Origin of the sequence: Streptomyces sp. McG3 (genome assembly GCF_018619185.1) — a bacterium.
Classification (GTDB): Bacteria; Actinomycetota; Actinomycetes; order Streptomycetales; family Streptomycetaceae; genus Streptomyces.
The window spans coordinates 1-23,521 of record NZ_JAAXYC010000111.1; the positions used below are offsets into that span (position 1 = coordinate 1).

Genomic DNA, 23,521 nt, shown 5'->3' on the forward strand with positions numbered 1-23,521 from the left:
CTATCAGCCCTTCCCCGGGGCCTCCTTCTTCACCGCCCGCCCCAGCTCCCCCGTCGTCACCGCGATGGGCCGACGGCTGGCCGCCGAGGGCTGCGCGACGTACGCCGTCGGCCCCGGCCCCCGCTGGACCGAGGCCGACCGCCGCTCGTACGCCGCCTGGCAGCGCAAGCTCGGCTTCCGGGGCTCGGAGGCCGACGGCTGGCCGGGCCACACGTCGTGGAACGCGCTGAAGGTCCCCTACACCACGAAGTCGCCGTCACCGAGTTGAGGAGCCTGCCATGTCCGACGCCTCCCGGCGTACCGCCCGTACCGTCCTGCAGACGGCCCTCGCACTTGCCGTGCTCCTGCCCGCACTCGTGGACGCGTCCGGCGTCCCCGCGACCCTGCCCAGGGTCGCCGGGGCCCTGGCCGTAGCGGGGGCTGTGACACGGGTGATGGCCCTGCCGGGCGTCCAGGCACTGCTGCCGCCCTGGCTGCGCACCGAACCGCCGGAAGGCCGCCCATGACCGATACCGACCCGAACAACCCGGTGGCCGTCGCCCTGGAGCTGGAGCGGATGCGCGGCAGCCTGGAGGCCGGCTTCGCCCGCGCCGACGGACAGCTGGCCCTGCTGGTGCAGCGCAGCGACCAGACCGACAAGCAGCTCGCCGACCACGAGGCCCGCCTCGACCTGCTGGAGCGGTCCCGCTGGCCACTGGCGAGCATCGCCGCCCTCACCGCGACCGCCGGGGTCGCCATCGCCGTATGGGAGACGCTCCGCTGAACGGCCCGCCCCCGCACACGCCGGAGGGCGGCCACCCCGTTACGTACGGGGTGACCGCCCTCAGGTCGTCTCTGCGACGAGCACGCGCCTACTGGTTGTACGGACCGTAGTCGTAGTCCTCCAGCGGGACGGCCTGGCCGGAGCCGGTGCCGAACGGCGAGTAGTCGATGTCGTCGTAGCCGACGGCCGAGTACATCGCGGCCTTGGCCTCCTCGGTCGGCTCGACCCGGATGTTGCGGTAGCGGGACAGACCCGTACCGGCCGGGATGAGCTTACCGATGATGACGTTCTCCTTGAGGCCGATCAGGGAGTCCGACTTGGCGTTGATCGCCGCGTCGGTGAGGACCCTGGTCGTCTCCTGGAAGGACGCCGCCGACAGCCACGACTCGGTGGCGAGCGAGGCCTTGGTGATACCCATCAGCTGCGGACGGCCGGAGGCGGGGTGACCGCCCTCGGTGACCACACGACGGTTCTCGGTCTCGAACTTCGACCGCTCGACCAGCTCGCCCGGAAGCAGCTCCGCGTCGCCGGACTCGATGATCGTCACGCGGCGGAGCATCTGCCGGATGATGATCTCGATGTGCTTGTCGTGGATCGACACGCCCTGCGAGTTGTAGACCTTCTGGACTTCGCCGACCAGGTGGACCTGGACCGCACGCTGGCCGAGGATGCGCAGCACGTCGTGCGGGTTGGTCGCACCGACGGTGAGCTTCTGGCCCACCTCGACCGGGTCGCCCTCGCCCACGAGCAGACGGGCACGCTTCGAGATCGGGAACGCCGTCTCGTCGCTGCCGTCGTCCGGGGTGACGACGAGCTTCTTGGTCTTCTCGGTCTCCTCGATCCGCACGCGGCCCTTGGCCTCGGAGATCGGGGCGACACCCTTGGGCGTACGGGCTTCGAAGAGCTCGACGACTCGGGGCAGACCCTGGGTGATGTCGTCACCGGCCACACCACCGGTGTGGAAGGTACGCATCGTCAGCTGGGTGCCGGGCTCACCGATGGACTGGGCGGCGATGATGCCGACCGCCTCACCGATGTCGACCAGCTTGCCGGTGGCGAGCGAGCGTCCGTAGCAGAAGGCACAGGTGCCGACCGCGGACTCACAGGTCAGGACCGAGCGGGTCTTGACCTCCTCGACGCCGGCGCCCACCAGGGCGTCGATCAGGACGTCACCGAGGTCGACGTTGGCAGGCGCGATGACCTTGCCGTCCACCACGACGTCCTCGGCGAGCATGCGGGCGTAGACCGAGGTCTCGACGTCCTCCGTCTTGCGGAGCACGCCGTCGGCGCCCTTGACCGCGATCTTCAGCTTGAGGCCGCGGTCGGTGCCGCAGTCCTCCTCGCGAATGATCACGTCCTGCGAGACGTCCACCAGACGACGGGTCAGGTAACCCGAGTCGGCGGTACGCAGGGCGGTGTCCGCCAGACCCTTACGGGCACCGTGCGTGGAGATGAAGTACTCCAGAACGGTGAGGCCCTCGCGGAAGGACGCCTTGATGGGACGGGGAATCGTCTCGTTCTTGGCGTTCGACACCAGACCACGCATACCCGCGATCTGACGCATCTGCATCATGTTTCCTCGGGCACCCGAGTCGACCATCATGAAGATGGGGTTCGTCTTCGGGAAGTTCGCGTTCATCGCCTCGGCAACCTCGTTGGTCGCCTTGGTCCAGATCGCGATGAGCTCCTGCGTGCGCTCGTCCTTGGTGATCAGACCGCGCTCGTACTGCTTCTGGACCTTCTCGTCCTGCTCCTCGTAGCCCCTGACGATGGCCTTCTTGGCCTCGGGCACGACGATGTCGGAGACGGCCACGGTGACGCCCGAACGGGTCGCCCAGTGGAAGCCCGCCGCCTTCAGGTTGTCGAGCGTCGCCGCCACGATGACCTTGGGGTAGCGCTCGGCCAGGTCGTTGACGATCTCGGAGAGCTGCTTCTTGCCCACCGAGTAGTCGACGAACGGGTAGTCCTCGGGCAGCAGCTCGTTGAAGAGCGCGCGGCCCAGGCTGGTCCGCAGCCGGAAGATGTCGCCCGGCTGGTACTCCGGCTCACCCTCCTCGGCGACCGGCGGCACCCAGCCACGCGGCGGCATGGTGCCGACCGGGAAGCGGATGTCGACCTTCGCCTGGAGCGACAGCTCGCGGGCGTCGAAGGCCATGGTGGCCTCGGCCGTGGAGCCGAACGCACGGTCCGTGCCCTTGGCGTTGCGGCCCTCTTCGTCCGTGGTGAGGAAGAAGAGACCCAGCACCATGTCCTGGGTCGGCATGGTGACGGGACGACCGTCGGCCGGCTTCAGGATGTTGTTCGAGGACAGCATCAGGATGCGGGCCTCGGCCTGCGCCTCCGCGGAGAGCGGCAGGTGCACGGCCATCTGGTCACCGTCGAAGTCCGCGTTGAACGCGGTGCAGACGAGCGGGTGGATCTGGATGGCCTTGCCCTCGACCAGCTGCGGCTCGAAGGCCTGGATGCCCAGGCGGTGCAGGGTGGGCGCACGGTTCAGCAGCACCGGGTGCTCGGCGATGACCTCTTCGAGGACGTCGTACACGACGGTGCGGCCACGCTCGACCATGCGCTTGGCCGACTTGATGTTCTGCGCGTGGTTCAGGTCCACCAGGCGCTTCATCACGAACGGCTTGAAGAGCTCCAGCGCCATCGCCTTCGGCAGACCGCACTGGTGCAGCTTGAGCTGCGGACCGACGACGATCACGGAACGCGCGGAGTAGTCCACGCGCTTGCCGAGGAGGTTCTGACGGAAACGGCCCTGCTTGCCCTTGAGCATGTCGCTCAGGGACTTCAGGGGACGGTTGCCGGGACCGGTGACCGGGCGACCGCGGCGGCCGTTGTCGAACAGCGCGTCGACGGCCTCCTGCAGCATCCGCTTCTCGTTGTTCACGATGATCTCGGGGGCGCCGAGGTCAAGGAGACGCTTGAGGCGGTTGTTGCGGTTGATCACACGGCGGTACAGGTCGTTCAGGTCGGAGGTCGCGAAGCGGCCACCGTCCAGCTGCACCATCGGACGCAGGTCCGGCGGGATGACCGGCACGCAGTCGAGCACCATGCCCTTGGGCTTGTTGCTGGTCTGCAGGAACGCGGAGACGACCTTGAGGCGCTTGAGCGCACGGGTCTTCTTCTGGCCCTTGCCGGTGCGGATGATCTCGCGGAGGCGCTCGGCCTCCTCGTCGAGGTCGAAGGACTCCAGGCGCTTCTGCAGCGCCGCGGCGCCCATGCAGCCGTCGAAGTACGTGCCGAAGCGGTCACGCAGCTCGCGGTAGAGCAGCTCGTCGCCCTCCAGGTCCTGGACCTTGAGGTTCTTGAAGCGGCTCCACACCTCGTCGAGGCGGTCGATCTCGCGCTGCGCACGGTCGCGCAGCTGCTTCATCTCACGCTCGGCGCCTTCGCGCACCTTGCGGCGCACGTCCGCCTTGGCGCCCTCGGCCTCCAGCTCGGCCAGGTCGGTCTCAAGCTTCTTGGCGCGGGCCTCCAGGTCGGAGTCGCGGCGGTTCTCGGTCTGCTGGCGCTCGACGGAGACGTGGGCCTCCAGGGACGGCAGGTCGCGGGTACGACGCTCCTCGTCCACGAACGTGATCATGTACGCGGCGAAGTAGATGACCTTTTCCAGGTCCTTCGGCGCGAGGTCCAGCAGGTATCCGAGGCGCGAGGGAACGCCCTTGAAGTACCAGATGTGGGTGACGGGAGCGGCAAGCTCGATGTGGCCCATCCGCTCACGGCGCACCTTGGCGCGAGTGACCTCGACGCCGCAGCGCTCACAGATGATGCCCTTGAAGCGGACACGCTTGTACTTGCCGCAGTAGCACTCCCAGTCCCGGGTCGGACCGAAGATCTTCTCGCAGAAGAGTCCGTCCTTTTCGGGCTTGAGCGTGCGGTAGTTGATGGTCTCCGGCTTCTTCACTTCGCCGTGCGACCAGGTCCGGATGTCGTCCGCGGTGGCAAGGCCGATCCGCAGCTCGTCGAAGAAGTTGACGTCGAGCACTTGTCGTCAATCCCTCTTTCGGGGTCTCGTCTCAATCAATGGTCTGAACGGGTCCGGGGAGGGCCGGCCGCCTCGGGATGAGGCGGCCGACCGGCCCGTCAGACCTCTTCGACGCTGCTCGGCTCGCGCCGGGACAGGTCGATACCGAGTTCCTCCGCCGCGCGGAAGACGTCCTCGTCCGTGTCGCGCATCTCGATGGACATGCCGTCCGAGGACAGCACCTCCACGTTGAGGCAGAGCGACTGCATTTCCTTGATGAGCACCTTGAAGGACTCGGGAATGCCGGGCTCGGGGATGTTCTCGCCCTTGACGATGGCCTCGTAGACCTTCACGCGGCCGGTCACGTCGTCGGACTTGATCGTCAGGAGCTCCTGGAGGGCGTATGCGGCGCCGTAAGCCTCAAGGGCCCACACCTCCATCTCACCGAAGCGCTGACCACCGAACTGTGCCTTACCACCCAGCGGCTGCTGGGTGATCATGGAGTACGGACCGGTCGAACGCGCGTGCAGCTTGTCGTCGACCAGGTGGTGCAGCTTGAGGATGTACATGAACCCGACCGAGACCGGGTCCGGGAACGGCTCGCCGGAGCGGCCGTCGTAGAGCTGGGCCTTGCCGGAGGGCTGGACCAGGCGGTCGCCGTCGCGGTTGGGGATCGTGGCCTGGAAGAGGCCGGTGATCTCGTCCTCGCGCGCACCGTCGAAGACGGGCGTGGCGACGTTGGTGCCGGGGGCGACCTGGTCGGCGCCGATGACCTGGAGGCGCTGGGCCCACTCGTCACCGAGGCCGGAGACGTCCCAGCCGCGGCTGGCGAGCCAGCCGAGGTGGATCTCCAGGACCTGTCCCGGGTTCATTCGGGACGGGACACCCAGCGGGTTGAGGATGATGTCGACCGGGGTGCCATCCTCCAGGAACGGCATGTCCTCGATCGGCAGGATCTTGGAGATGACGCCCTTGTTGCCGTGACGGCCGGCGAGCTTGTCACCATCGGTGATCTTGCGCTTCTGCGCGACGTAGACGCGGACCAGCTGGTTCACGCCCGGCGGCAGCTCGTCGCCCTCTTCGCGGTCGAAGACGCGGACGCCGATGACCTTGCCGATCTCACCGTGCGGCACCTTGAGCGAGGTGTCGCGCACCTCGCGCGCCTTCTCACCGAAGATCGCGCGGAGCAGACGCTCCTCGGGGGTCAGCTCGGTCTCGCCCTTGGGCGTGACCTTGCCGACGAGGATGTCGCCGGCGACGACCTCGGCACCGATCCGGATGATGCCGCGCTCGTCGAGGTCGGCGAGGACCTCTTCGGAGACGTTCGGGATGTCCCGGGTGATCTCCTCCGGGCCGAGCTTGGTGTCACGGGCGTCGACCTCGTGCTCCTCGATGTGGATCGAGGAGAGGACGTCGTCCTGCACGAGGCGCTGCGACAGGATGATCGCGTCCTCGTAGTTGTGACCCTCCCACGGCATGAACGCCACGAGCAGGTTCTTGCCGAGGGCCATCTCACCGTTCTCGGTGGCCGGTCCGTCGGCGAGCACCTGGTCGGCCACGATCCGGTCGCCCTCGGAGACGACGACCTTCTGGTTGACCGAGGTGCCCTGGTTGGAGCGCATGAACTTGGCGATGCGGTACGTGGTGTACGTGCCGTCGTCGTTCGTGACGGTGATGTAGTCCGCGGAGACCTCCTGGACCACACCGTCCTTCTCCGCCTTGAGGACGTCACCGGCGTCGGTGGCGCAGCGGTACTCCATGCCGGTGCCCACCAGCGGGGCCTCCGACTTGATGAGCGGCACCGCCTGACGCATCATGTTCGCGCCCATGAGGGCACGGTTGGCGTCGTCGTGCTCCAGGAAGGGGATCATCGCGGTGGCGACGGACACCATCTGGCGCGGCGAGACGTCCATGTAGTCGACGTCCGTGCCGGGCACGTAGTCGACCTCTCCGCCACGACGGCGGACCAGGACACGGGGCTCGGTGAAGCGCAGCTCGTCGGAGAGCGTCGCGTTCGCCTGGGCGATGACGAAGCGGTCCTCCTCGTCGGCCGTGATGTAGTCGACGTCGTCGGTGACCTGGCCGTCGACGACCTTGCGGTACGGCGTCTCGATGAAGCCGAACGCGTTGACGCGGCCGTACGAGGCGAGCGAACCGATCAGACCGATGTTCGGGCCTTCGGGGGTCTCGATCGGGCACATGCGTCCGTAGTGGGACGGGTGCACGTCTCGGACCTCGAAGCCGGCCCGCTCACGGGAGAGACCACCCGGGCCAAGAGCCGACAGGCGGCGCTTGTGGGTGAGACCCGACAGCGGGTTGTTCTGGTCCATGAACTGCGACAGCTGGCTGGTGCCGAAGAACTCCTTGATGGAGGCGACGACCGGCCGGATGTTGATCAGGGTCTGCGGCGTGATCGCCTCGACGTCCTGGGTGGTCATGCGCTCACGCACGACGCGCTCCATCCGCGCCAGGCCCGTACGGACCTGGTTCTGGATGAGCTCGCCGACGTTGCGCAGACGACGGTTGCCGAAGTGGTCGATGTCGTCGGTCTCGACGACGATCTCGCGACCCGACTCACCGGTCGTCTCGGTCTCACCGGCGTGCAGCTTGACCAGGTACTTGATGGTCGCGATGACGTCGTCGGTGGTGAGCACCCCGGCGTCCAGCGGCTCATCGGCGCCGAGCTTCTTGTTCACCTTGTAGCGGCCGACCTTCGCGAGGTCGTAGCGCTTCGGGTTGAAGTAGAGGTTCTCGAGCAGCGTCTGAGCGGCCTCGCGCGTCGGCGGCTCGCCCGGACGCAGCTTGCGGTAGATGTCGAGCAGTGCGTCGTCCTGGCCCTGGGTGTGGTCCTTCTCCAGGGTGGCGCGCATCGACTCGTACTCGCCGAACTCCTCCAGGATCTGCTCGGTGCTCCAGCCGAGCGCCTTCAGGAGGACGGTGACGGACTGCTTGCGCTTGCGGTCGATGCGGACACCGACCATGTCGCGCTTGTCGATCTCCATCTCCAGCCAGGCACCCCGGGAGGGGATGATCTTGGCGGAGAAGATGTCCTTGTCGGACGTCTTGTCGATGGAGGAGTCGAAGTAGACACCCGGCGAGCGGACCAGCTGCGACACGACGACACGCTCGGTGCCGTTGATGACGAAGGTGCCCTTGTTGGTCATGAGCGGGAAATCGCCCATGAAGACCGTCTGGGACTTGATCTCGCCGGTCTCGTTGTTGGTGAACTCGGCCGTGACGAAGAGCGGCGCGGCGAACGTGAAGTCGCGCTCCTTGCACTCGTCGATCGAGTTCTTCGGGGGCTCGAAGCGGTGGTCGCGGAACGTAAGCGACATCGACCCGGAGAAGTCCTCGATCGGTGAGATCTCCTCGAAGATCTCCTCCAGGCCGGACTTGGTGGGGACGTCTTGTCCACTCTCCAGAGCAGCCTCGACGCGAGCCTTCCAGGCGGCGTTACCGAGGAGCCAGTCAAAGCTCTCGGTCTGCAGCGCGAGGAGGTTCGGAACCTCGAGGGGCTCCTTGATCTTTGCAAAAGAGATGCGCAGCGGGGCGGTGCTGGCACCGTTGTTCGTATTCGCGGTCGAGGCGTTGCGCGAGGCGGCCAAGAGGGGGTCCTTCCGAGGGCTCGGACTCACTACGCGCGTACCGGTCCCACTCTGGACACAAAGACAGACCGTTCCGAATCGGTCGCAAAACGACCAGGTCGGAGGGGGTCGGCCATCGGTGCTTCAGCGTGGGCATGCCCCTGGTGACGGGCAGGAGGCAGCTAACAGGCAGCGCAAAGGGTCAGTGTAGCCAAGCGGCACACTGATGTCCAGTCGGGGTTCTCAGAGACCCACGTTGCTCTCAACAGCTGTTCTCAACACCTATGTCTAGCCCTAGCCCTCGCGCGGGGTGCGCTCTTCTTTACTGCCCTCTTCACTCTCGATCCATGCCTCGGATACGGATCGAAGTGATGACGCGTCCTGAGAATTGCGCGCCGCGTCCGGTTCGTCAAGGCCCACCGGTCCGATCGGACCTCCAGGGGCCTTCACCGGCCACCCCCGGGATGCCCGCAGGAGGCCCCTGACGGGCCCGCGAGAGGCGCACGGCGAAGATCACCCTACTCGTCGTCGGCGGAAGAGCAAGGCACCCGCCACGGGCACGCCGAAGGGCGACCACCCGGATGGGTGATCGCCCTTGGCACGGGCACCTGACGGTGCCCAGGGAGTCCGGAGGACTCCCGAGGTGTTACTTGACCTCGACGGAAGCGCCGGCGGCCTTGAGGGACTCGGCAGCCTTCTCGGCGGCCTCCTTGGCGACCTTCTCGAGGACCGGCTTCGGGGTGCCGTCGACGAGGTCCTTGGCCTCCTTGAGACCCAGCGAGGTCAGCTCACGCACGACCTTGATGACCTGGATCTTCTTCTCGCCGGCACCGGTGAGGATGACGTCGAACTCGTCCTGCTCCTCCGGGGCGTCGGCAACGGCGCCCGGGCCGGCCGGACCGGCGACGGCGACGGCCGCGGCGGCGGTGACGTCGAACTTCTCCTCGAACGCCTTGACGAACTCGGAGAGCTCGATGAGGGTCATGCCTTCGAACTGCGCGAGCAGGTCGTCCTGGGACAGCTTCGCCATGATAGGCGTCCTTCCACTATTCGGCAGGTGCCGGATGTATATGTCGGCGGGCGTACGTGGAGCCCGCTGGACCGCTGAGCGAAATTACTCGGCGGCCTCGGCGGGAGCCGGAGTACCGGCACCGCCCTGCTCTTCCTTCTTGGCGCGAAGCGCTTCCGCGGTGCGGACGAACTTCGACGGCAGTGCCTGGAAGAGCTGCGCAGCCTGAGTCTGCTTGCCCTTGAAGGCACCGGCCAGCTTGGAGAGCAGAACCTCGCGGGACTCGAGGTCCGCGAGCTTCTTGAACTCATCGGCGGACAGCGCCTTACCGTCAAGGACACCGCCCTTGATGATGAGGTTGGGGTTGTCCTTGGCGAAGTCACGAAGACCCTTCGCCGACTCCACCGGGTCACCGGTGACGAAGGCAACCGCCGTCGGACCCGAGAACAGGTCGTCCAGCGTGTCGATCCCGGCCTCGTTGGCCGCAATCTTGGTCAGCGTGTTCTTCACCACGGCGTACTGGGCGTTCTCACCGAGCGAACGGCGCAGCTCCTTGAGCTGTGCCACGGTGAGACCCCGGTACTCGGTCAGCACGGCGGCGTTCGAGCTGCGGAACTGGTCCGTCAGCTCGGCTACCGCGGCAGCCTTGTCGGGCCTTGCCATGAGCGTCGGCCTCCTTCCGGGTGATGAGGACCGCTCAGAAGGGGCCGGGAAAGACGAAACGCCCCAGCACAAGTGCCAGGGCGCGGCTCGACCGAACAGAGTCCGGGAGCGTTCCACAGTCACCTGCGCAGGTCGTCCGATCTAGCGGAACCTTCGGTCACCGTCCCTCTGACGAGGCACAGCGACGACCAGCGGTCTTTGGCTTCTTGGTGAGAGTACGCGACCGGATGCGGGACGAGCAAATCCGTCCCCGTTCGTCCCTTGCGGGAGGTGTCAGGAGGCGGCGCCAGGGGTATCGCCGCCCTGCTTCAGCATCTCCTTGAAGTCCACGGTGTCCGAGGCCGCCGGCTTCTCGGAGGGGACCTCGGTGCCGTATTCGCTGTAGAAGAGCGTCGAGTTGAACGTGCCGGTCTTCATCTCGCCGCGCTCGGTCTTCTTCACCAGCAGGTCGTTCTTGTCGACCCAGATGTCGACGGTCTGGGTGGTCACCCCGGCCAGGGCGAGCTGCTCCTTGAAGGCGGCCAGCTGCTTCGCGTCCAGGTCGCTGTTCTTCGCGGTCAGGTCGGCCACGTCGACCGTGCCGGAGTAGTGCGTCGCGGGGACCCCGCGGACGTCCTCCTGGCCGACCTTCTTCACGTCGCCGGAGGCCAGGAGCGCCTTCACGCCCTGCTCGGGCGTGCTGTTCTGGATCTGGTCCTTCATGACGTCGCCGGAGGCCCCGCCCAGCTCGGCGAGGTCCTTGTAGGAATACCGGATCCAGTGCTTGCCGCCGGTGTTGGCCGCCATGGCGTCGCCCATGTTGGCGTAGTACTCGTCCTTGAAGTAGCGCGCCTCGACCGATCCGTCGCCGCCGGCCTGCTTCAGGGCGTCGCCCATGGTGCCGCCGGTGTACGTGATGGTCAGCGCGCCCGAGAGGCCGTCGGCCCAGCCGATGGCCCCGGACTGCTTCATGGACATGGCGGTGCCCATCTCGGTGGTGCCCTCGACCTTCGCCGACTGGGCGCCTCCGGTCTTCTGCTGCACCTGCTTCAGCGCGGCCACGGGGCTCGCCTTGGAGACGGCGCCCGCCTTGCCCTCTCCGGCTCCGTCGGAGCCCTTCGAGCCGTCGGAGCCACTGCAGGCCGCTATCGACGTCAGTGCCGCCGCGGCGGCCAGAGCCGTGCCCATGCGTCGTGCCGTGCTCGTCCTCATGTACCCGTCCACCCCTCGTATCGTCCGTCGTCCCCCGCACCACAGTGGCACAGGGCACTGACAGACATGGCGCCTTACGGATACGAGGACGGGCCCCGCACCTCGAAAGGTTGCGGGGCCCGTTCACACAGTGCACGCGTACGACGCGGCTACCGGGTGAGCACGGAAGCTCAGACGGAGGCCGGGTCCTCCTCGACGAGGAGGTTGCGGGTGCGGTTGGAGTCCAGCGGGATGCCGGGGCCCATCGTGGTGGCCAGCGTGGCCTTCTTGATGTAGCGGCCCTTGGCGGCGGACGGCTTCAGACGGAGGATCTCGTCCAGCGCCGCTGCGTAGTTCTCCACCAGCTTGGTCTCGTCGAACGAGGTCTTGCCGATGATGAAGTGCAGGTTCGAGTGCTTGTCGACGCGGAACTCGATCTTGCCGCCCTTGATGTCGTTGACGGCCTTCACGACATCGGGGGTGACGGTGCCGGTCTTCGGGTTCGGCATCAGACCACGCGGACCGAGCACGCGGCCCAGGCGGCCGACCTTGCCCATGAGGTCCGGGGTCGCGACGACGGCGTCGAAGTCCAGACGGCCCTTCGCCACCTCGTCGATGAGCTCGTCGGCGCCGACGATGTCGGCTCCAGCGGCTTCCGCGGCCGCAGCACGGTCACCGGTCGCGAAGACCAGGACCCGGGCGGTCTTGCCGGTGCCGTGCGGGAGGTTCACGGTGCCGCGGACCATCTGGTCGGCCTTGCGCGGGTCGACACCCAGGGCAAAGGCGACCTCGACGGTGCTGTCGAACTTCGTGGAGGCGGTGTCCTTGGCGATACGGACGGCCTCGAGCGGGGCGTAGTTGCGCTCCCGGTCGATCTTGGCGTCCGCAGCGCGGAGGTTCTTGCTGCGCTTCACTTCTACTCCTGTGGTTTCAGAGTGTGGAGTCGTGGTGCGGACCAGCGCTTGGTCCTACCACTGGGGGTTACGGGGCTGAATCAGCCTTCGACCGTGATGCCCATGGAACGGGCGGTGCCGGCAATGATCTTCGACGCGGCGTCGAGGTCATTGGCGTTCAGGTCGGGGAGCTTCGTCGTGGCGATCTCGCGGACCTGGGCGGCCGTCAGCTTGGCGACCTTGGTCTTGTGCGGCTCGCCGGAGCCCTTGTCCACACCCGCGGCCTTGAGGATCAGCTTGGCGGCCGGCGGAGTCTTCGTGATGAAGGTGAAGGAGCGGTCGTCGTAGACCGTGATCTCCACCGGCACGACCATGCCACGCTGCGACTCGGTCGCGGCGTTGTAGGCCTTGCAGAACTCCATGATGTTGACGCCGTGCTGACCGAGCGCGGGGCCGACCGGCGGGGCCGGGTTCGCCGCACCGGCGTTGATCTGAAGCTTGATAAGCCCCGTGATCTTCTTCTTCTTGGGAGGCATTGCTCTCTCCGGGTCCTATGAGAGTGTTTCGCCGCCGATTCCGGTCATCCGGATGGAGGCATACCGCACAACGATAACGGGTATAGCTGCGCGACCAAAAACCAAGCAGGTCAGAGCGGCTGCGAAGCCCCTCTGACCTGCTGGGTAGGCATGTGTCCAGAAACCGGCGGGAAGAGCTAGTTCTTCTGGATCTGGTCGAAGCTGAGCTCGACCGGGGTCTCGCGGCCGAAGATCTCGACGAGGCCCTTGACCTTCTTCGAGTCGGCGTTGATCTCGTTGATCGTGGCCTGCAGCGTGGCGAAGGGGCCGTCCGTGACGGTGACCGAGTCGCCGACCTCGAAGTCCAGCACCTGGACCTCGACCTTGCGGGACGGAGCCGGCTTGCCCTCGGCCTCGGCGGCCTCGCGGGCGGCCTTCTCCTCGGCCTCCGGGGCGAGCATCTTGACGATCTCGTCCAGGGTCAGCGGGTACGGGTCGTAGGCGTTGCCCACGAAGCCGGTGACGCCCGGCGTGTTCCGCACGACGCCCCAGGACTCGTTCGTCAGGTCCATGCGCACCAGCACGTAGCCGGGGAGCTTGTTCTGCCGGACGTTCTTGCGCTCGCCGTTCTTGATCTGGACGATTTCCTCTTCAGGCACCTCGGCCTGATAGATGAACTCCTCCACGTTCAGCGAGACGGCACGCTGCTCCAGGTTGGCCTTCACGCGCTTCTCGTAACCGGCGTACGTGTGGATGACGTACCACTCGCCGGGGAGGGTGCGGAGCTCTTCGCGCAGGGCGGTGACGGGGTCGACGGGGGCGGCCGGCTCGGCCTCTACCTCGTCGGCGCTCTCGTCGTCGGCCTCGTCCTCGACGGACTCGGCTGCCTCGACGGCGTCGTCCTCGTCGGACTCCTCCGACTCGACGTTCACGGCGGCCTGCTCGGCGGGCTCGCCCGCGTCGAGGTCGGCGGCCTCGGCCTGGTCCGGGTCCACGGAGTCAGCAGCCTCAACGATGTCGAGCTCGTCCTTGGCGGACTCGAAGGCGCCAGCCTCGGGCTCGACGGCGTCGTTCAGGTTCGGGTCAGACACGATGGCTGCTTCTTCCTGGATACAAAGGGTGGAACGTGCGAAAGGGGCGCCGGGTCGGACGCCTTCCGCGAGATCAGCCGAAGACGTACTTGATGACCCGGGCGAAGCCCATGTCGAGAACGGTAACAAGACCGATCATGACGACGACGAACACGATCACCACGGAGGTGTACGTCGTGAGCTGGCTGCGGGTCGGCCAGACAACCTTACGGAGTTCGGCGACGATCTGGCGGTAGAACAGCGCGAGCCGACCCAGAGGGCCCTTCTTGCCGCGCTTGCCGCCCTTCCGAGCCTTCTTCTTCGACTCGGGAGCTTCATCCTCAGCATCAGGCATGTCGATGGAGCCCACGGCGTCCGTCACGCTACTCACCTGATTCCGGGTCGTGGCCGTGCCGCGCCCGGTGGAGCCGCACGGCTGTGCAAGGAAGTACGTACATGCGCACACATCCCGGCGAAGGAGTGTGTAGCAGGGCCGGAGGGACTTGAACCCCCAACCGCTGGTTTTGGAGACCAGTGCTCTACCAATTGAGCTACGACCCTTTGTGGTTTCCACCAACCTACCGCATCTTTCCCGGTGACCGGGTGCAGGAACGGTGCGGCTGGTGAAGGCCAACGACAGGTGAGTGTACGTGTTCAGGGCCGCCGCGTCGAACAGACCACAACCGACCGGTCCTGTCCGCATGCTGTCCGGGTCCTGTCCGGTCCCTGAAACCCCTGTGCCGACGGCTTTCGCGGTCTGGGAACATGGGGCCATGAGCGCTGCAACTTCACCGTCCGAGCGCCGGGTTTCGGCCCGCATCGGTGCGATCTCCGAGTCCGCGACCCTCGCCGTCGACGCCAAGGCCAAGGCCCTCAAGGCCGCCGGGCGTCCGGTGATCGGCTTCGGGGCCGGCGAGCCCGACTTCCCGACGCCCGACTACATCGTCGACGCCGCGGTCGAGGCCTGCCGCAACCCGAAGTACCACCGCTACACCCCGGCCGGCGGGCTCCCCGAGCTCAAGGCCGCCATCGCGGAGAAGACCCTGCGCGACTCCGGCTACGAGGTCGACGCCAGCCAGATCCTGGTGACCAACGGCGGCAAGCAGGCGATCTACGAGGCCTTCGCCGCGATCCTCGACCCGGGCGACGAGGTCATCGTCCCCGCCCCGTACTGGACCACCTACCCCGAGTCGATCCGGCTCGCCGGCGGTGTCCCGGTCGAGGTCGTCGCCGACGAGACCACCGGCTACCGGGTCTCCGTCGAGCAGCTGGAGGCCGCGCGCACCGAGAAGACCAAGGTCGTCCTGTTCGTCTCGCCGTCCAACCCGACCGGCGCCGTCTACAGCGAGGCCGACGCCGAGGCCATCGGCCGCTGGGCCGTCGAGCACGGCCTGTGGGTCATGACCGACGAGATCTACGAGCACCTCGTCTACGGCGACGCCACCTTCACCTCGCTCCCGGCGATCGTCCCCGAGCTGCGCGACAAGTGCATCGTCGTCAACGGCGTCGCCAAGACCTACGCGATGACCGGCTGGCGCGTGGGCTGGATCATCGGCCCGAAGGACGTCGTCAAGGCCGCGACCAACCTCCAGTCGCACGCCACCTCCAACGTCTCCAACGTCGCCCAGATCGCCGCGCTCGCGGCCGTCTCCGGCCCGCTGGACGCCGTCGCCGAGATGCGCACCGCCTTCGACCGCCGCCGCGGGATCGTCGTACGGATGCTCAACGAGATCGACGGCGTGTTCTGCCCGGAGCCCGAGGGCGCGTTCTACGCCTACCCGGCGGTGAAGGACCTGCTCGGCAAGGAGATCCGCGGCAGGCGTCCGGCCACCACCGTCGAGCTGGCCGCGCTCATCCTGGACGAGGCCGAGGTCGCCGTCGTCCCGGGCGAGGCCTTCGGCACCCCGGGCTACCTGCGCCTGTCCTACGCCCTGGGCGACGACGACCTGATCGAGGGCGTCTCACGGATCCAGAAGCTGCTGGGCGAGGCCAAGGCCTGACCCGTCGCGTGACCGCTCGAACGAAAGGCGCCCCCGGCCGCTGGAATCCTCCACCGGCCGGGGGCGCTTTTTGTTCGAGCGGTACCCCTGAACGGGAAAGCGGCTACCGCTCCGGCCCGCCCGTGCGGCAGGATCTTCCAATGGAGCGTGATGTACGTCTGTTGCCCAAGGCCCACCTGCACCTGCACTTCACCGGGTCGATGCGGCCCACCACCCTGCTCGAACTCGCCGACAAGTACGGGGTCCACCTCCCCGACGCCCTGACCGGCGGCGAACCGCCCAAGCTGCGGGCGACCGACGAGCGCGGCTGGTTCCGTTTCCAGCGGCTCTACGACATCGCCCGGTCGTGTCTGCGGTCCCCCGAGGACATTCACCGCCTGGTGCGCGAGAGCGCCCAGGAGGACGTCGCGGACGGCTCCGGCTGGCTGGAGATCCAGGTCGACCCCACCTCGTACGCCCCCCTGCTCGGCGGGCTGATCCCGGCCATCGAGATCATCCTCGACGCCGTGGACAGCGCCGCCCGGGACACCGGCCTGGGCATGCGCGTGGTGATCGCCGCCAACCGGATGAAGCATCCGCTGGACGCCCGCACCCTGGCCCGGCTCGCCGTCCGCTACGCGGACCGGGGCGTCGTCGGCTTCGGGCTCTCCAACGACGAGCGGCGCGGTATGGCCCGCGACTTCGACCGGGCCTTCGCGATCGCCCGCGAGGGCGGCCTGCTGGCGGCTCCGCACGGCGGGGAGCTCGCCGGACCCTCCAGCGTGCGCGACTGCCTCGACGACCTGGACGCCTCGCGCATCGGACACGGTGTCCGGGCCGCCGAGGACCCCCGGCTGCTGCGCAAGCTCGCCGAGCGCGGGGTCACCTGTGAGGTCTGCCCGTCGTCCAATGTGGCGCTCGGCGTCTACGAGAAGCCCGCCGACGTCCCCCTGCGCACTCTGTTCGACGCGGGCGTGCCGATGGCGCTGGGGGCGGACGACCCGCTGCTGTTCGGTTCGCGGCTGGCCGCCCAGTACGAGCTGGTGCGCCGCCACCACGGCTTCACCGACGAGGAGCTGGCCGAGCTGGCCCGCCAGTCGGTGCGCGGATCCGCGGCCCCCGTGGACGTACGGGAGAAGCTGCTCTCCGGGATCGACGACTGGCTGGCTAGCTGATCCCGCCCAGTAGCGTGCGGGCCAGGGAGGCGGCGAATGCGTCCAGGGGCTGCGGGGGCGTGCCGCCGGGGAGCGAGGCGTAGGCGAAGGCGCGTTGGGCGCAGGCGCCCATCAGCAGGGAGGCGGCGGCGTAGGTGTCCGCGTCGGCCCGGACGCGGCCCGCGCCCTGTTCGGCGCGCAGATAGGCGTCGAGCTGGCGGATCGGCAGGTGGGGCCCGGCTTGGAGCCCTCCCACGCCCTCCTCGTGACGGCGCTTGAGCTGAGGTTCGGCGTACAGGGACGCGGCCATGGGGAAGGTCTGCTCGTAGAACAGCGCGGCCACCCGGGCGATCTCGGTGAGATTGCCCTCGACGTCGCCCTCGCCCGCGCGCAGGTCTCCGAGGAGGTTCCCGAGCCGGGGCAGCCGCTCCGCGAGCACGGTGACGAACAGCTCCTCCTTGCCGGAGAAGTATTTGTAGAGCGCGGCCTCCGAGCAGCCGGCCGCCCTGGCGATCTCCTTGGTGGTGGTCCGGGCGAGGCCGATGGAGAGCATCAGCTCGTGCGCCGCGTCGACGATCCGGACGCGGGCGGGCTTCTGGTCCATGCGTGCTCCAACAGGCCGTGACCCGGAGATCTTGACGTCCGGGTGGGAAGCCACCCACCCTAGAGGTTAGTGAACACTCACCCACCAGGGGGCACCATGCGCATCACCGTGTTCGGGGCGACCGGCGGCGTCGGTCAGGAGATCGTCGGGCAGGCACGCGCGGCGGGCCACGAGGTGACGGTCGTGGTCCGCGACCCGGACCGGCTCCCGGAGCCGCTGGACCGCGCGGCGCCGCACGCCGTCGTCCGGCTGGACGATCCGGCGGCGGTGCGGGCGGCGGTGGCGGGGCGGGACGCGGTCCTGTCGGGGCTGGGCTCGCGCGGCCGGAGGGCGAACGGCATAGCCGAACGGCTGACCGGGCAGATCCTGGCGGCGATGGAGGCCGAGGGCGCCCGGCGGCTGCTGGTGGTGAGCGCGGTGCCCGTGGGGCCGGAGCCGGCGGGCGACCCCTTGGTGGACCGGCTGATGCGCAGGGCGGTGGGCGCGGTCCTCGCGGAGCTGTACGCCGATCTCACCCGGATGGAGGCGGCGTTGGCCCGCAGTGCGACGGACTGGACCTCGGTACGGCCGCCGAAGCTGACGGACGGGCCGCTCACGGGCGTCTACCGGCAGGTCGTGGGCGGTACGCCACGCAGCAGCCGGTCCATCTCCCGGGCCGACGTGGCACACGCGATGCTCGCGTTGGCCGAGGATCCGGCGGCCGTGAAACAGGGCGTGGGCGTCGCGTACTGACCCCGTACGTTTCCTGCTGACCGACGCCCTTCTCCTACGGGCCGGCGTCTCCTACAGGCTGACGCCGACCGTCACCGGCTCGTTGACCAGGGTGACGCCGAAGGCCGCGTGCACCCCGGCCACGACCTCGCGCGCCAGGGCGAGCAGGTCCTCGGTGGTGGCCGTGCCCCGGTTGGTGAGGGCGAGGGTGTGCTTGGTGGAGATCCGGGCGGGGCCGCTGCCGTAGCCCTTGGTGAATCCGGCCCGGTCGATCAGCCAGGCCGCCGAGGTCTTGGTGCGTCCGTCCTCCGCGGGGAAGGCCGGAGGTGTCACGTCCGGGCCGAGGCGCTCGCCGACCCGGGTGAGGAAGTCCTGGAACGCGGCCGGTTCGAGGATCGGGTTGGTGAAGAAGGACCCCGCCGACCAGGTGTCGTGGTCCTGCGGGTCCAGCACCATGCCCTTGCCGGCGCGCAGCCGCAGCACGGTCTCGCGGGCGGCCGTCAGCGGGACGCGGTCGCCCTGCCCGACGCCCATGTCCCTGGCCGTTTCGGGGTACTTCAGGGGCGCGGAGAGCCCGGCCGCCTCTTCCAGCTCGAATCGGACACGCAGCACCACGAAGCGGTCGGGTTCGGCCTTGAAGCGGCTGTGACGGTACGAGAACGCGCACTCGGCGTTCGGAATCGTCACCGTCTCCTCGGTGCGCCGGTCGTAGGCGACGACCTCCGTGATGGTGGTGGACACCTCCTGTCCGTACGCGCCGACGTTCTGGATGGGCGTCGCGCCCGCGGATCCGGGGATGCCGGCCAGGCACTCGATGCCCGCGAGGCCCGCCTCGACGGTCCGGGCGACGGCGTCGGTCCAGACCTCGCCGGCCGCCAGCTCCAGGGACGTCCCCGAGAGCGCGAAGCCCTTCGTGGCGATCCGCAGGGCGGTGCCGTCGAAGCCCTTGTCCCCGATGACCAGGTTGGAGCCGCCGCCGATCACCAGCAGCGGGGTGCCGCTCGCGTCGGCCTCGCGCACGGCGGCGATCACCTCGGCATCGGTCGTGGCGGTCAGCAGCCGGGCGGCGGGGCCGCCGAGCCGGAAGGTGGTCAGGGGGGCGAGAGGGGCGTCGTGGAGTTCCTGCACGGGGACAAGAGTACGGTCCGCGCCCCCGCCGCTCGTGCGGGGCCACGGACCGTACCCGGGGCCGGAACGTGTCCGGCGGCCCCGGTCAGGATCGGCCGGACACACCCGGGGCGGGTCAGACGGCCACCGGCTCCGGCTCCGCGGCGCTCCGGTCCACCGGCTCCGGGGCCGGCCGGCTCGCACGGCGGCGGCCCGGGATCAGGAGCGCGACGAGTGCGCCCAGGGCCACCGCACCGGCCCCGATCCAGACGGCGGGCGCCGTCCCGTCCGCGAACAGCCTCGGTGAGCCGTAACCGCCCTGCGCGGCGAAGACGGCGGCGAGCACCGCGACCCCGAGAGCCCCGCCCACCTCCCGCAGCGCGCTGTTGGCTCCGGAGGCGATGCCGTGTTCCCCGGGCCGGACGCTGGAGAGCACCAGACTCGCGGCGGGCGCGAAGTACAGGGCCATGCCCACGCCTCCGATGATCAGAGCGGGGAGCTGGGCGGTGTAGCTCACCCCCGGCTCGATGATCAGGGCGAACAGGGAGAGCCCGACGGCCTGGAGCGCGAGCCCGGTGACCACCACCGGACGGCCCCCGAAGCGGTCGGAGAGGTACCCGGCGAAGGGCGCCACGAGGATCGGCATCCCCGTCCAGGGCAGCATCCGCAACCCGGCCTCGGTGGGCGAGTGCCCGAGGCCGTTCTGCAGGAACTGGCTGAGCAGGAAGATCGATCCGAACATCCCGAGGAACATCAGCAGGCTCGCGGCGTTGATCCCGAGGAAGGCCCGGCTGCGGAACAGCCGCATCGGCAGCATCGGGTTCTCCGCCCGGATGCCGTGGCGGACGAACAGGGCGAGCAGCGCCGCGCCCGTGATCAGCCCGGTCAGGACGACGGGATCGGTCCATCCGTGGCTCGCGGTGCTGACCAGGGCGTAGACGATGCCGAAGAGGCCCGCGCTGACCAGGACCGTGCCGCGGATGTCCAGGGGTGCCTTCGGCGCGTGGGACTCGGTGAGCCGCAGCCGGGCCAGGGGCAGCAGCACCAGGCCTATCGGCACGTTCAGCCAGAAGATCCACTGCCAGGAGATGTACTCGGTGAGCGCGCCGCCGATCAGCGGGCCGCTGGCGACCGCGACCCCGGTCACCGCCCCGAAGACGCCCAGCGCCGCTCCCCGCCGCTCGGGCGGGACGGCGGCGCCGATCAGGGTGAGCGTCAACGGCATCATGATCGCCGCCCCCACGCCCTGGACCGCCCGGAAGGCGATGAGTTCCCCGATGCCCGGGGAGAGGGCCGCCGCGGCGGAGGCGGCCGTGAAGACGGCGAGTCCGGCCATGAACAGCCGCCGTCTGCCGAAGCGGTCCCCGAGCGCGGCCCCGAGCATCAGCAGCACGGCGAAGGTCAGGGTGTACGCGTTCACCGTCCACTCCAGGTCCTCCAGGCCTCCGCCGAGGCTCTCGCGGATGGAGGGGAGGGCCGTCGTGACGACGAGGTTGTCGAGGGCCGCCATGAAGCCGGCGACGCTCGTGATGACCAGGACCCAGACCGCTCCCCCGCGGCCGGTCGTGCCGTGCTGTGCGTTCACTTCTCCCCCTGCTGGTTAGTTATTGATGACTAACTTATGCGGACAGAAAAACCGGGCCGGGCCCGGTGCGCGCTGTTCACTCGACGGGCCTGGCCGAGTCGTAGAACCCCGACCAGACGCGGTGCTCGGCCGGAAAGCCCAGCGAGGCGAGGGTGTTGACGAGCATCCCGTACGCCAGGAACGTCGTCGTCTCGTTCTCGTCGGCTCCGAGCACCAGGTGCACCTCGTCCCACATCCGCACCCAGGCCGCGCGCAGGGACTCCCCGAAGGCGTGATCCCCCGAGGCCTCCGCCGCGGCGACGGCCGCGTACGTCTGCATCTGCATCATCAGCTTCTCGCCGTCGTGGACGATCAGCCGCTGGTACGCCCTGGCCATGGCGTGCAGCGCCTCCTCGCCCTCCAGCCCCTCGGAGGCCGTCACGAAGACCCCGCGGGTGTCCTCCAGGCAACGCTCGGCGGCGGCGATGAAGATGGCCTGCTTGTTGGGGAAGAGCCGGAAGAGATACGGCTGCGAGACGCCGACCCGCCGGGCGATCACCTCGGTGGACGTCCCGTTGTAGCCACCACGGGCGAACTCGGTGATCGCCGCCCGGACGACGCTCTCGCGCCGCTCCTCCGCACTCATCCTTGCCATGGAAGTAAGTTATTGCTCAATAACCAACCTGACAAGGGCCTCGGGGCAACGCACACAAGTGAGGGGCGCCCCTCCGCAGGAGGAACGCCCCTCACTTCCGACCGCCGCGTCGGTACGTCTCAGGCGAGCCGGACCACGGCCCGGGACATCCCCAGCACCTTCTTGCCGTCACACAGGGCGACCAGGTCCACCCGGACCAGGTTGTCGTCCAGCTTCGCCGCGACCTTGCCGCTGACCTCGATCAGCGCGCCCTTGTCGTCGTTGGGCACGACGACCGGCTTCGTGAAACGCACCCCGTAGTCGACGACCGCGCCCGGGTCGCCGACCCAGTCCGTGACCACCCGGATCGCCTCGGCCATCGTGAACATGCCGTGCGCGATCACGTCCGGCAACCCGACGTCGAGCGCGAACTTCTCGTTCCAGTGGATCGGGTTGAAGTCGCCCGAGGCGCCCGCGTACTGCACGAGCGTGGCCCGCGTCACCGGGAACGACTGCGCCGGCAGCTCCGTACCGACCTCGACCGATCCGTAAGAGACCTTCGCCGTCATCACACCTCCTCGGCGGCGCGTGCCACCAGCTTCGTGAGCGCCGTGACCACCAGCTCGCCGGCCTCGTCGTGCACATCCCCGCGGATGTCCACAATGTCGTTGCCCGCGAGGGACTTGATGGCCTCGATCGTGGACGTGACCGTCAGCCGGTCCCCCGCCCGCACCGGACGCACATAACTGAACTTCTGGTCGCCGTGGACGACCCGGCTGTAGTCCAGGCCCAGCTGCGGGTCCTGCACCACCTCTCCGGCGGCCCGGTAGGTGATCGAGAAGACGAACGTGGGAGGCGCGATCACATCGGCGTGACCGAGCGCACGGGCGGCCTCCGCGTCGACGTACGCCGGATGGGTGTCGCCCACCGCCTCGGCGAACTCGCGGATCTTCTCCCGGCCGACCTCGTACGCCGGAGTGGGCGGATAGGTCCGCCCCACGAAGGACTGGTCGAGCGCCATGAGCTCGCTACCTCCTGAGAAACCTGGTGAAAGACGAATGAGGGCACGCCCCCGTGCGGGAACGACCCCCTACAACGACACGAGGCCGCCCCCAGGAGGGGACGGCCTCGTGTACGAGCCTGATTCAGCGCGTTTCGCGGTGCGCGGTGTGCGAGTTGCAGCGCGGACAGTGCTTCTTCATCTCAAGACGGTCCGGGTTGTTACGCCGGTTCTTCTTGGTGATGTAGTTCCGCTCCTTGCACTCCACGCAGGCCAGCGTGATCTTCGGGCGGACGTCGGTGGCAGCCACGTGAGTGCTCCTTGGACGGACGGTGGACGGATGAACGCATAAAAGGGTAGCCGATCGATGGACCGACCCAGCAATCGGCTACCGTTAGTAGCGGTGACCGGACTTGAACCGGTGACACAGCGATTATGAGCCGCTTGCTCTACCGACTGAGCTACACCGCTTTGATGACGAGTCCCCCCGCCGAAGCGGGGTTTCCCGATCACCAGAGCCCCAATGCGGAATCGAACCGCAGACCTTCTCCTTACCATGGAGACGCTCTACCGACTGAGCTATTGGGGCGAGCGATGAAGACATTACACGGTCCCCCGCCGGTTGCCCAAATCCGTTTGTGCCGCACTCTCCGGCCCTCCGTCCGGGGCCGCCCACACCCCCTGATCAGGCCTTGATCCAGGCCGCGTGCACCTCGGGAACGGTCCCGTACGGCGGCCGGCGCAGGCGCACCGGTACGACTATTCCGCTCCTCCCGGACGCCGCCCCCGCACGCCCCTAGGGTGTGGTCACTCCGTGTGATCTTGCACCCCTCCCAGGAGCGCGATGCCTGACAGCCAGCCACGGCGGCCCGACGACAACGCGCCCGACAGCGCCGACGCAGCCACCACCGCCGACAACCCCGCCCTCGTCCTCGGCGGCGCCCGCCTCGTCGACGGACGGGCCGTCGACGTACGCCTGAGCGGCAGCCGGATCGAGGCCGTCGGCACCGCGGGCAGCCTCACCGCCCGCGGCCCCCGCATCGACCTCCGCGGCTATCTCCTGCTCCCCGCCCCGGCCGAACCCCACGCCCACAGCGACACCGCCCTCACCGCCGACAGCGCGGGCCCCGACAG

Annotated in this window: 22 protein-coding genes, 3 tRNA genes and 1 pseudogene; 7 read left to right on the forward strand and 19 right to left on the reverse strand. The window is 68.5% G+C overall.

Annotated elements, in window-relative coordinates; translation table 11 throughout:
* From HET64_RS19195 to HET64_RS19205, 3 genes are all read left to right on the forward strand, one after another.
* Positions 1-268, forward strand: a 268-nt coding sequence (locus HET64_RS19195; protein ID WP_215107257.1) for a peptidoglycan-binding protein, incomplete at its 5' end; no start/stop codon positions are given.
* 10 nt (positions 269-278) lie between these two features.
* Positions 279-506 (forward strand): hypothetical protein, encoded by a 228-nt coding sequence (locus HET64_RS19200; protein ID WP_215107259.1) that lies wholly within the window; start codon positions 279-281, stop codon positions 504-506.
* Positions 503-763 (forward strand): hypothetical protein, encoded by a 261-nt coding sequence (locus HET64_RS19205; protein ID WP_003966993.1) that lies wholly within the window; start codon positions 503-505, stop codon positions 761-763. Before HET64_RS19200 ends, HET64_RS19205 begins: the two co-directional genes overlap by 4 nt.
* Positions 764-851: 88 nt before the next feature.
* Here HET64_RS19205 and HET64_RS19210 read toward each other — a convergent pair whose 3' ends face one another.
* The 10 genes from HET64_RS19210 to HET64_RS19255 all read right to left on the reverse strand — a co-directional run bounded on the left by HET64_RS19210 (position 852) and on the right by HET64_RS19255 (position 14,195).
* On the reverse strand, positions 852-4,751 hold the full coding sequence (locus tag HET64_RS19210; protein ID WP_215107261.1) for a DNA-directed RNA polymerase subunit beta': 3,900 nt from the start codon (positions 4,749-4,751) through the stop codon (positions 852-854).
* Positions 4,752-4,849: 98 nt separating this feature from the next.
* Positions 4,850-8,335, reverse strand: a complete 3,486-nt coding sequence (gene rpoB / locus HET64_RS19215; protein WP_215107264.1) for a DNA-directed RNA polymerase subunit beta — start codon at positions 8,333-8,335, stop codon at positions 4,850-4,852.
* A 625-nt stretch (positions 8,336-8,960) separates the two neighbouring features.
* A complete protein-coding gene (gene rplL, locus HET64_RS19220; RefSeq protein WP_215107266.1) occupies positions 8,961-9,344 on the reverse strand; it encodes a 50S ribosomal protein L7/L12 in 384 nt (127 codons plus the stop codon).
* 84 nt (positions 9,345-9,428) lie between these two features.
* Positions 9,429-9,986, reverse strand: a complete 558-nt coding sequence (gene rplJ, locus HET64_RS19225) for a 50S ribosomal protein L10 (protein WP_018960181.1) — start codon at positions 9,984-9,986, stop codon at positions 9,429-9,431.
* 273 nt (positions 9,987-10,259) lie between these two features.
* Positions 10,260-11,177, reverse strand: a complete 918-nt coding sequence (locus HET64_RS19230) for a hypothetical protein (protein WP_215107268.1) — start codon at positions 11,175-11,177, stop codon at positions 10,260-10,262.
* Between the two features lie 170 nt (positions 11,178-11,347).
* Positions 11,348-12,070: a 50S ribosomal protein L1 gene (rplA, locus tag HET64_RS19235; protein WP_215107270.1), complete on the reverse strand. Its 723-nt coding sequence runs from the start codon at positions 12,068-12,070 to the stop codon at positions 11,348-11,350.
* Between the two features lie 80 nt (positions 12,071-12,150).
* Positions 12,151-12,585, reverse strand: a complete 435-nt coding sequence (rplK, locus tag HET64_RS19240; protein ID WP_073740413.1) for a 50S ribosomal protein L11 — start codon at positions 12,583-12,585, stop codon at positions 12,151-12,153.
* Between the two features lie 176 nt (positions 12,586-12,761).
* The gene (nusG, locus tag HET64_RS19245) at positions 12,762-13,655 is read right to left on the reverse strand and encodes a transcription termination/antitermination protein NusG (protein WP_215107272.1); all 894 of its coding nucleotides are present in this window, start codon (positions 13,653-13,655) and stop codon (positions 12,762-12,764) included.
* Between the two features lie 73 nt (positions 13,656-13,728).
* Positions 13,729-14,016: a preprotein translocase subunit SecE gene (gene secE / locus HET64_RS19250; protein ID WP_215107274.1), complete on the reverse strand. Its 288-nt coding sequence runs from the start codon at positions 14,014-14,016 to the stop codon at positions 13,729-13,731.
* A 106-nt stretch (positions 14,017-14,122) separates the two neighbouring features.
* Positions 14,123-14,195: transfer RNA gene (locus tag HET64_RS19255), tRNA-Trp, on the reverse strand.
* Between the two features lie 212 nt (positions 14,196-14,407).
* Here HET64_RS19255 and HET64_RS19260 point away from each other — a divergent pair.
* The gene (locus HET64_RS19260) at positions 14,408-15,634 is read left to right on the forward strand and encodes a pyridoxal phosphate-dependent aminotransferase (protein WP_215107276.1); all 1,227 of its coding nucleotides are present in this window, start codon (positions 14,408-14,410) and stop codon (positions 15,632-15,634) included.
* A 140-nt stretch (positions 15,635-15,774) separates the two neighbouring features.
* Positions 15,775-16,788 (forward strand): adenosine deaminase, encoded by a 1,014-nt coding sequence (locus tag HET64_RS19265; RefSeq protein ID WP_007445930.1) that lies wholly within the window; start codon positions 15,775-15,777, stop codon positions 16,786-16,788.
* Here the strand turns inward: HET64_RS19265 and HET64_RS19270 are convergent.
* Entirely contained in the window at positions 16,781-17,371 is a 591-nt protein-coding gene (locus HET64_RS19270) for a TetR/AcrR family transcriptional regulator (protein ID WP_215107278.1), read from the reverse strand. The two genes, HET64_RS19265 and HET64_RS19270, sit on opposite strands and share 8 nt — an antisense overlap.
* A 96-nt stretch (positions 17,372-17,467) precedes the next feature.
* Here HET64_RS19270 and HET64_RS19275 point away from each other — a divergent pair, with 96 nt between their 5' ends.
* Positions 17,468-18,103, forward strand: coding sequence for an NAD(P)-dependent oxidoreductase (locus HET64_RS19275; RefSeq protein WP_215107280.1), 636 nt, complete (start codon positions 17,468-17,470; stop codon positions 18,101-18,103).
* A 51-nt stretch (positions 18,104-18,154) separates the two neighbouring features.
* Here HET64_RS19275 and HET64_RS19280 read toward each other — a convergent pair whose 3' ends face one another.
* The 8 genes from HET64_RS19280 to HET64_RS19315 form a co-directional block, all read right to left on the reverse strand.
* The gene (locus HET64_RS19280) at positions 18,155-19,210 is read right to left on the reverse strand and encodes a UDP-N-acetylmuramate dehydrogenase (protein ID WP_215107282.1); all 1,056 of its coding nucleotides are present in this window, start codon (positions 19,208-19,210) and stop codon (positions 18,155-18,157) included.
* 115 nt (positions 19,211-19,325) lie between these two features.
* Positions 19,326-20,774, reverse strand: coding sequence for a DHA2 family efflux MFS transporter permease subunit (locus tag HET64_RS19285; protein WP_215107284.1), 1,449 nt, complete (start codon positions 20,772-20,774; stop codon positions 19,326-19,328).
* A 76-nt stretch (positions 20,775-20,850) separates the two neighbouring features.
* Positions 20,851-21,399, reverse strand: a complete 549-nt coding sequence (locus tag HET64_RS19290; RefSeq protein ID WP_215107290.1) for a TetR/AcrR family transcriptional regulator — start codon at positions 21,397-21,399, stop codon at positions 20,851-20,853.
* A 128-nt stretch (positions 21,400-21,527) separates the two neighbouring features.
* Entirely contained in the window at positions 21,528-21,956 is a 429-nt protein-coding gene (locus tag HET64_RS19295) for a MaoC family dehydratase (RefSeq protein WP_215107286.1), read from the reverse strand.
* Positions 21,956-22,408, reverse strand: a complete 453-nt coding sequence (locus HET64_RS19300) for a MaoC family dehydratase N-terminal domain-containing protein (protein ID WP_215107288.1) — start codon at positions 22,406-22,408, stop codon at positions 21,956-21,958. The genes HET64_RS19295 and HET64_RS19300 overlap by 1 nt, the downstream gene beginning before the upstream one ends.
* Positions 22,409-22,532: 124 nt before the next feature.
* Positions 22,533-22,697 (reverse strand): 50S ribosomal protein L33, encoded by a 165-nt coding sequence (rpmG, locus tag HET64_RS19305; protein WP_003956487.1) that lies wholly within the window; start codon positions 22,695-22,697, stop codon positions 22,533-22,535.
* A gap of 88 nt (positions 22,698-22,785) precedes the next feature.
* Positions 22,786-22,858: transfer RNA gene (locus HET64_RS19310), tRNA-Met, on the reverse strand.
* A gap of 45 nt (positions 22,859-22,903) precedes the next feature.
* A tRNA-Thr gene (locus HET64_RS19315) sits at positions 22,904-22,976 on the reverse strand.
* 255 nt (positions 22,977-23,231) lie between these two features.
* On the opposite strand from HET64_RS19315, the pseudogene HET64_RS19320 reads away from it, so the two are divergent.
* Positions 23,232-23,521: pseudogene (locus HET64_RS19320) on the forward strand (hydrolase); the annotation flags it as partial.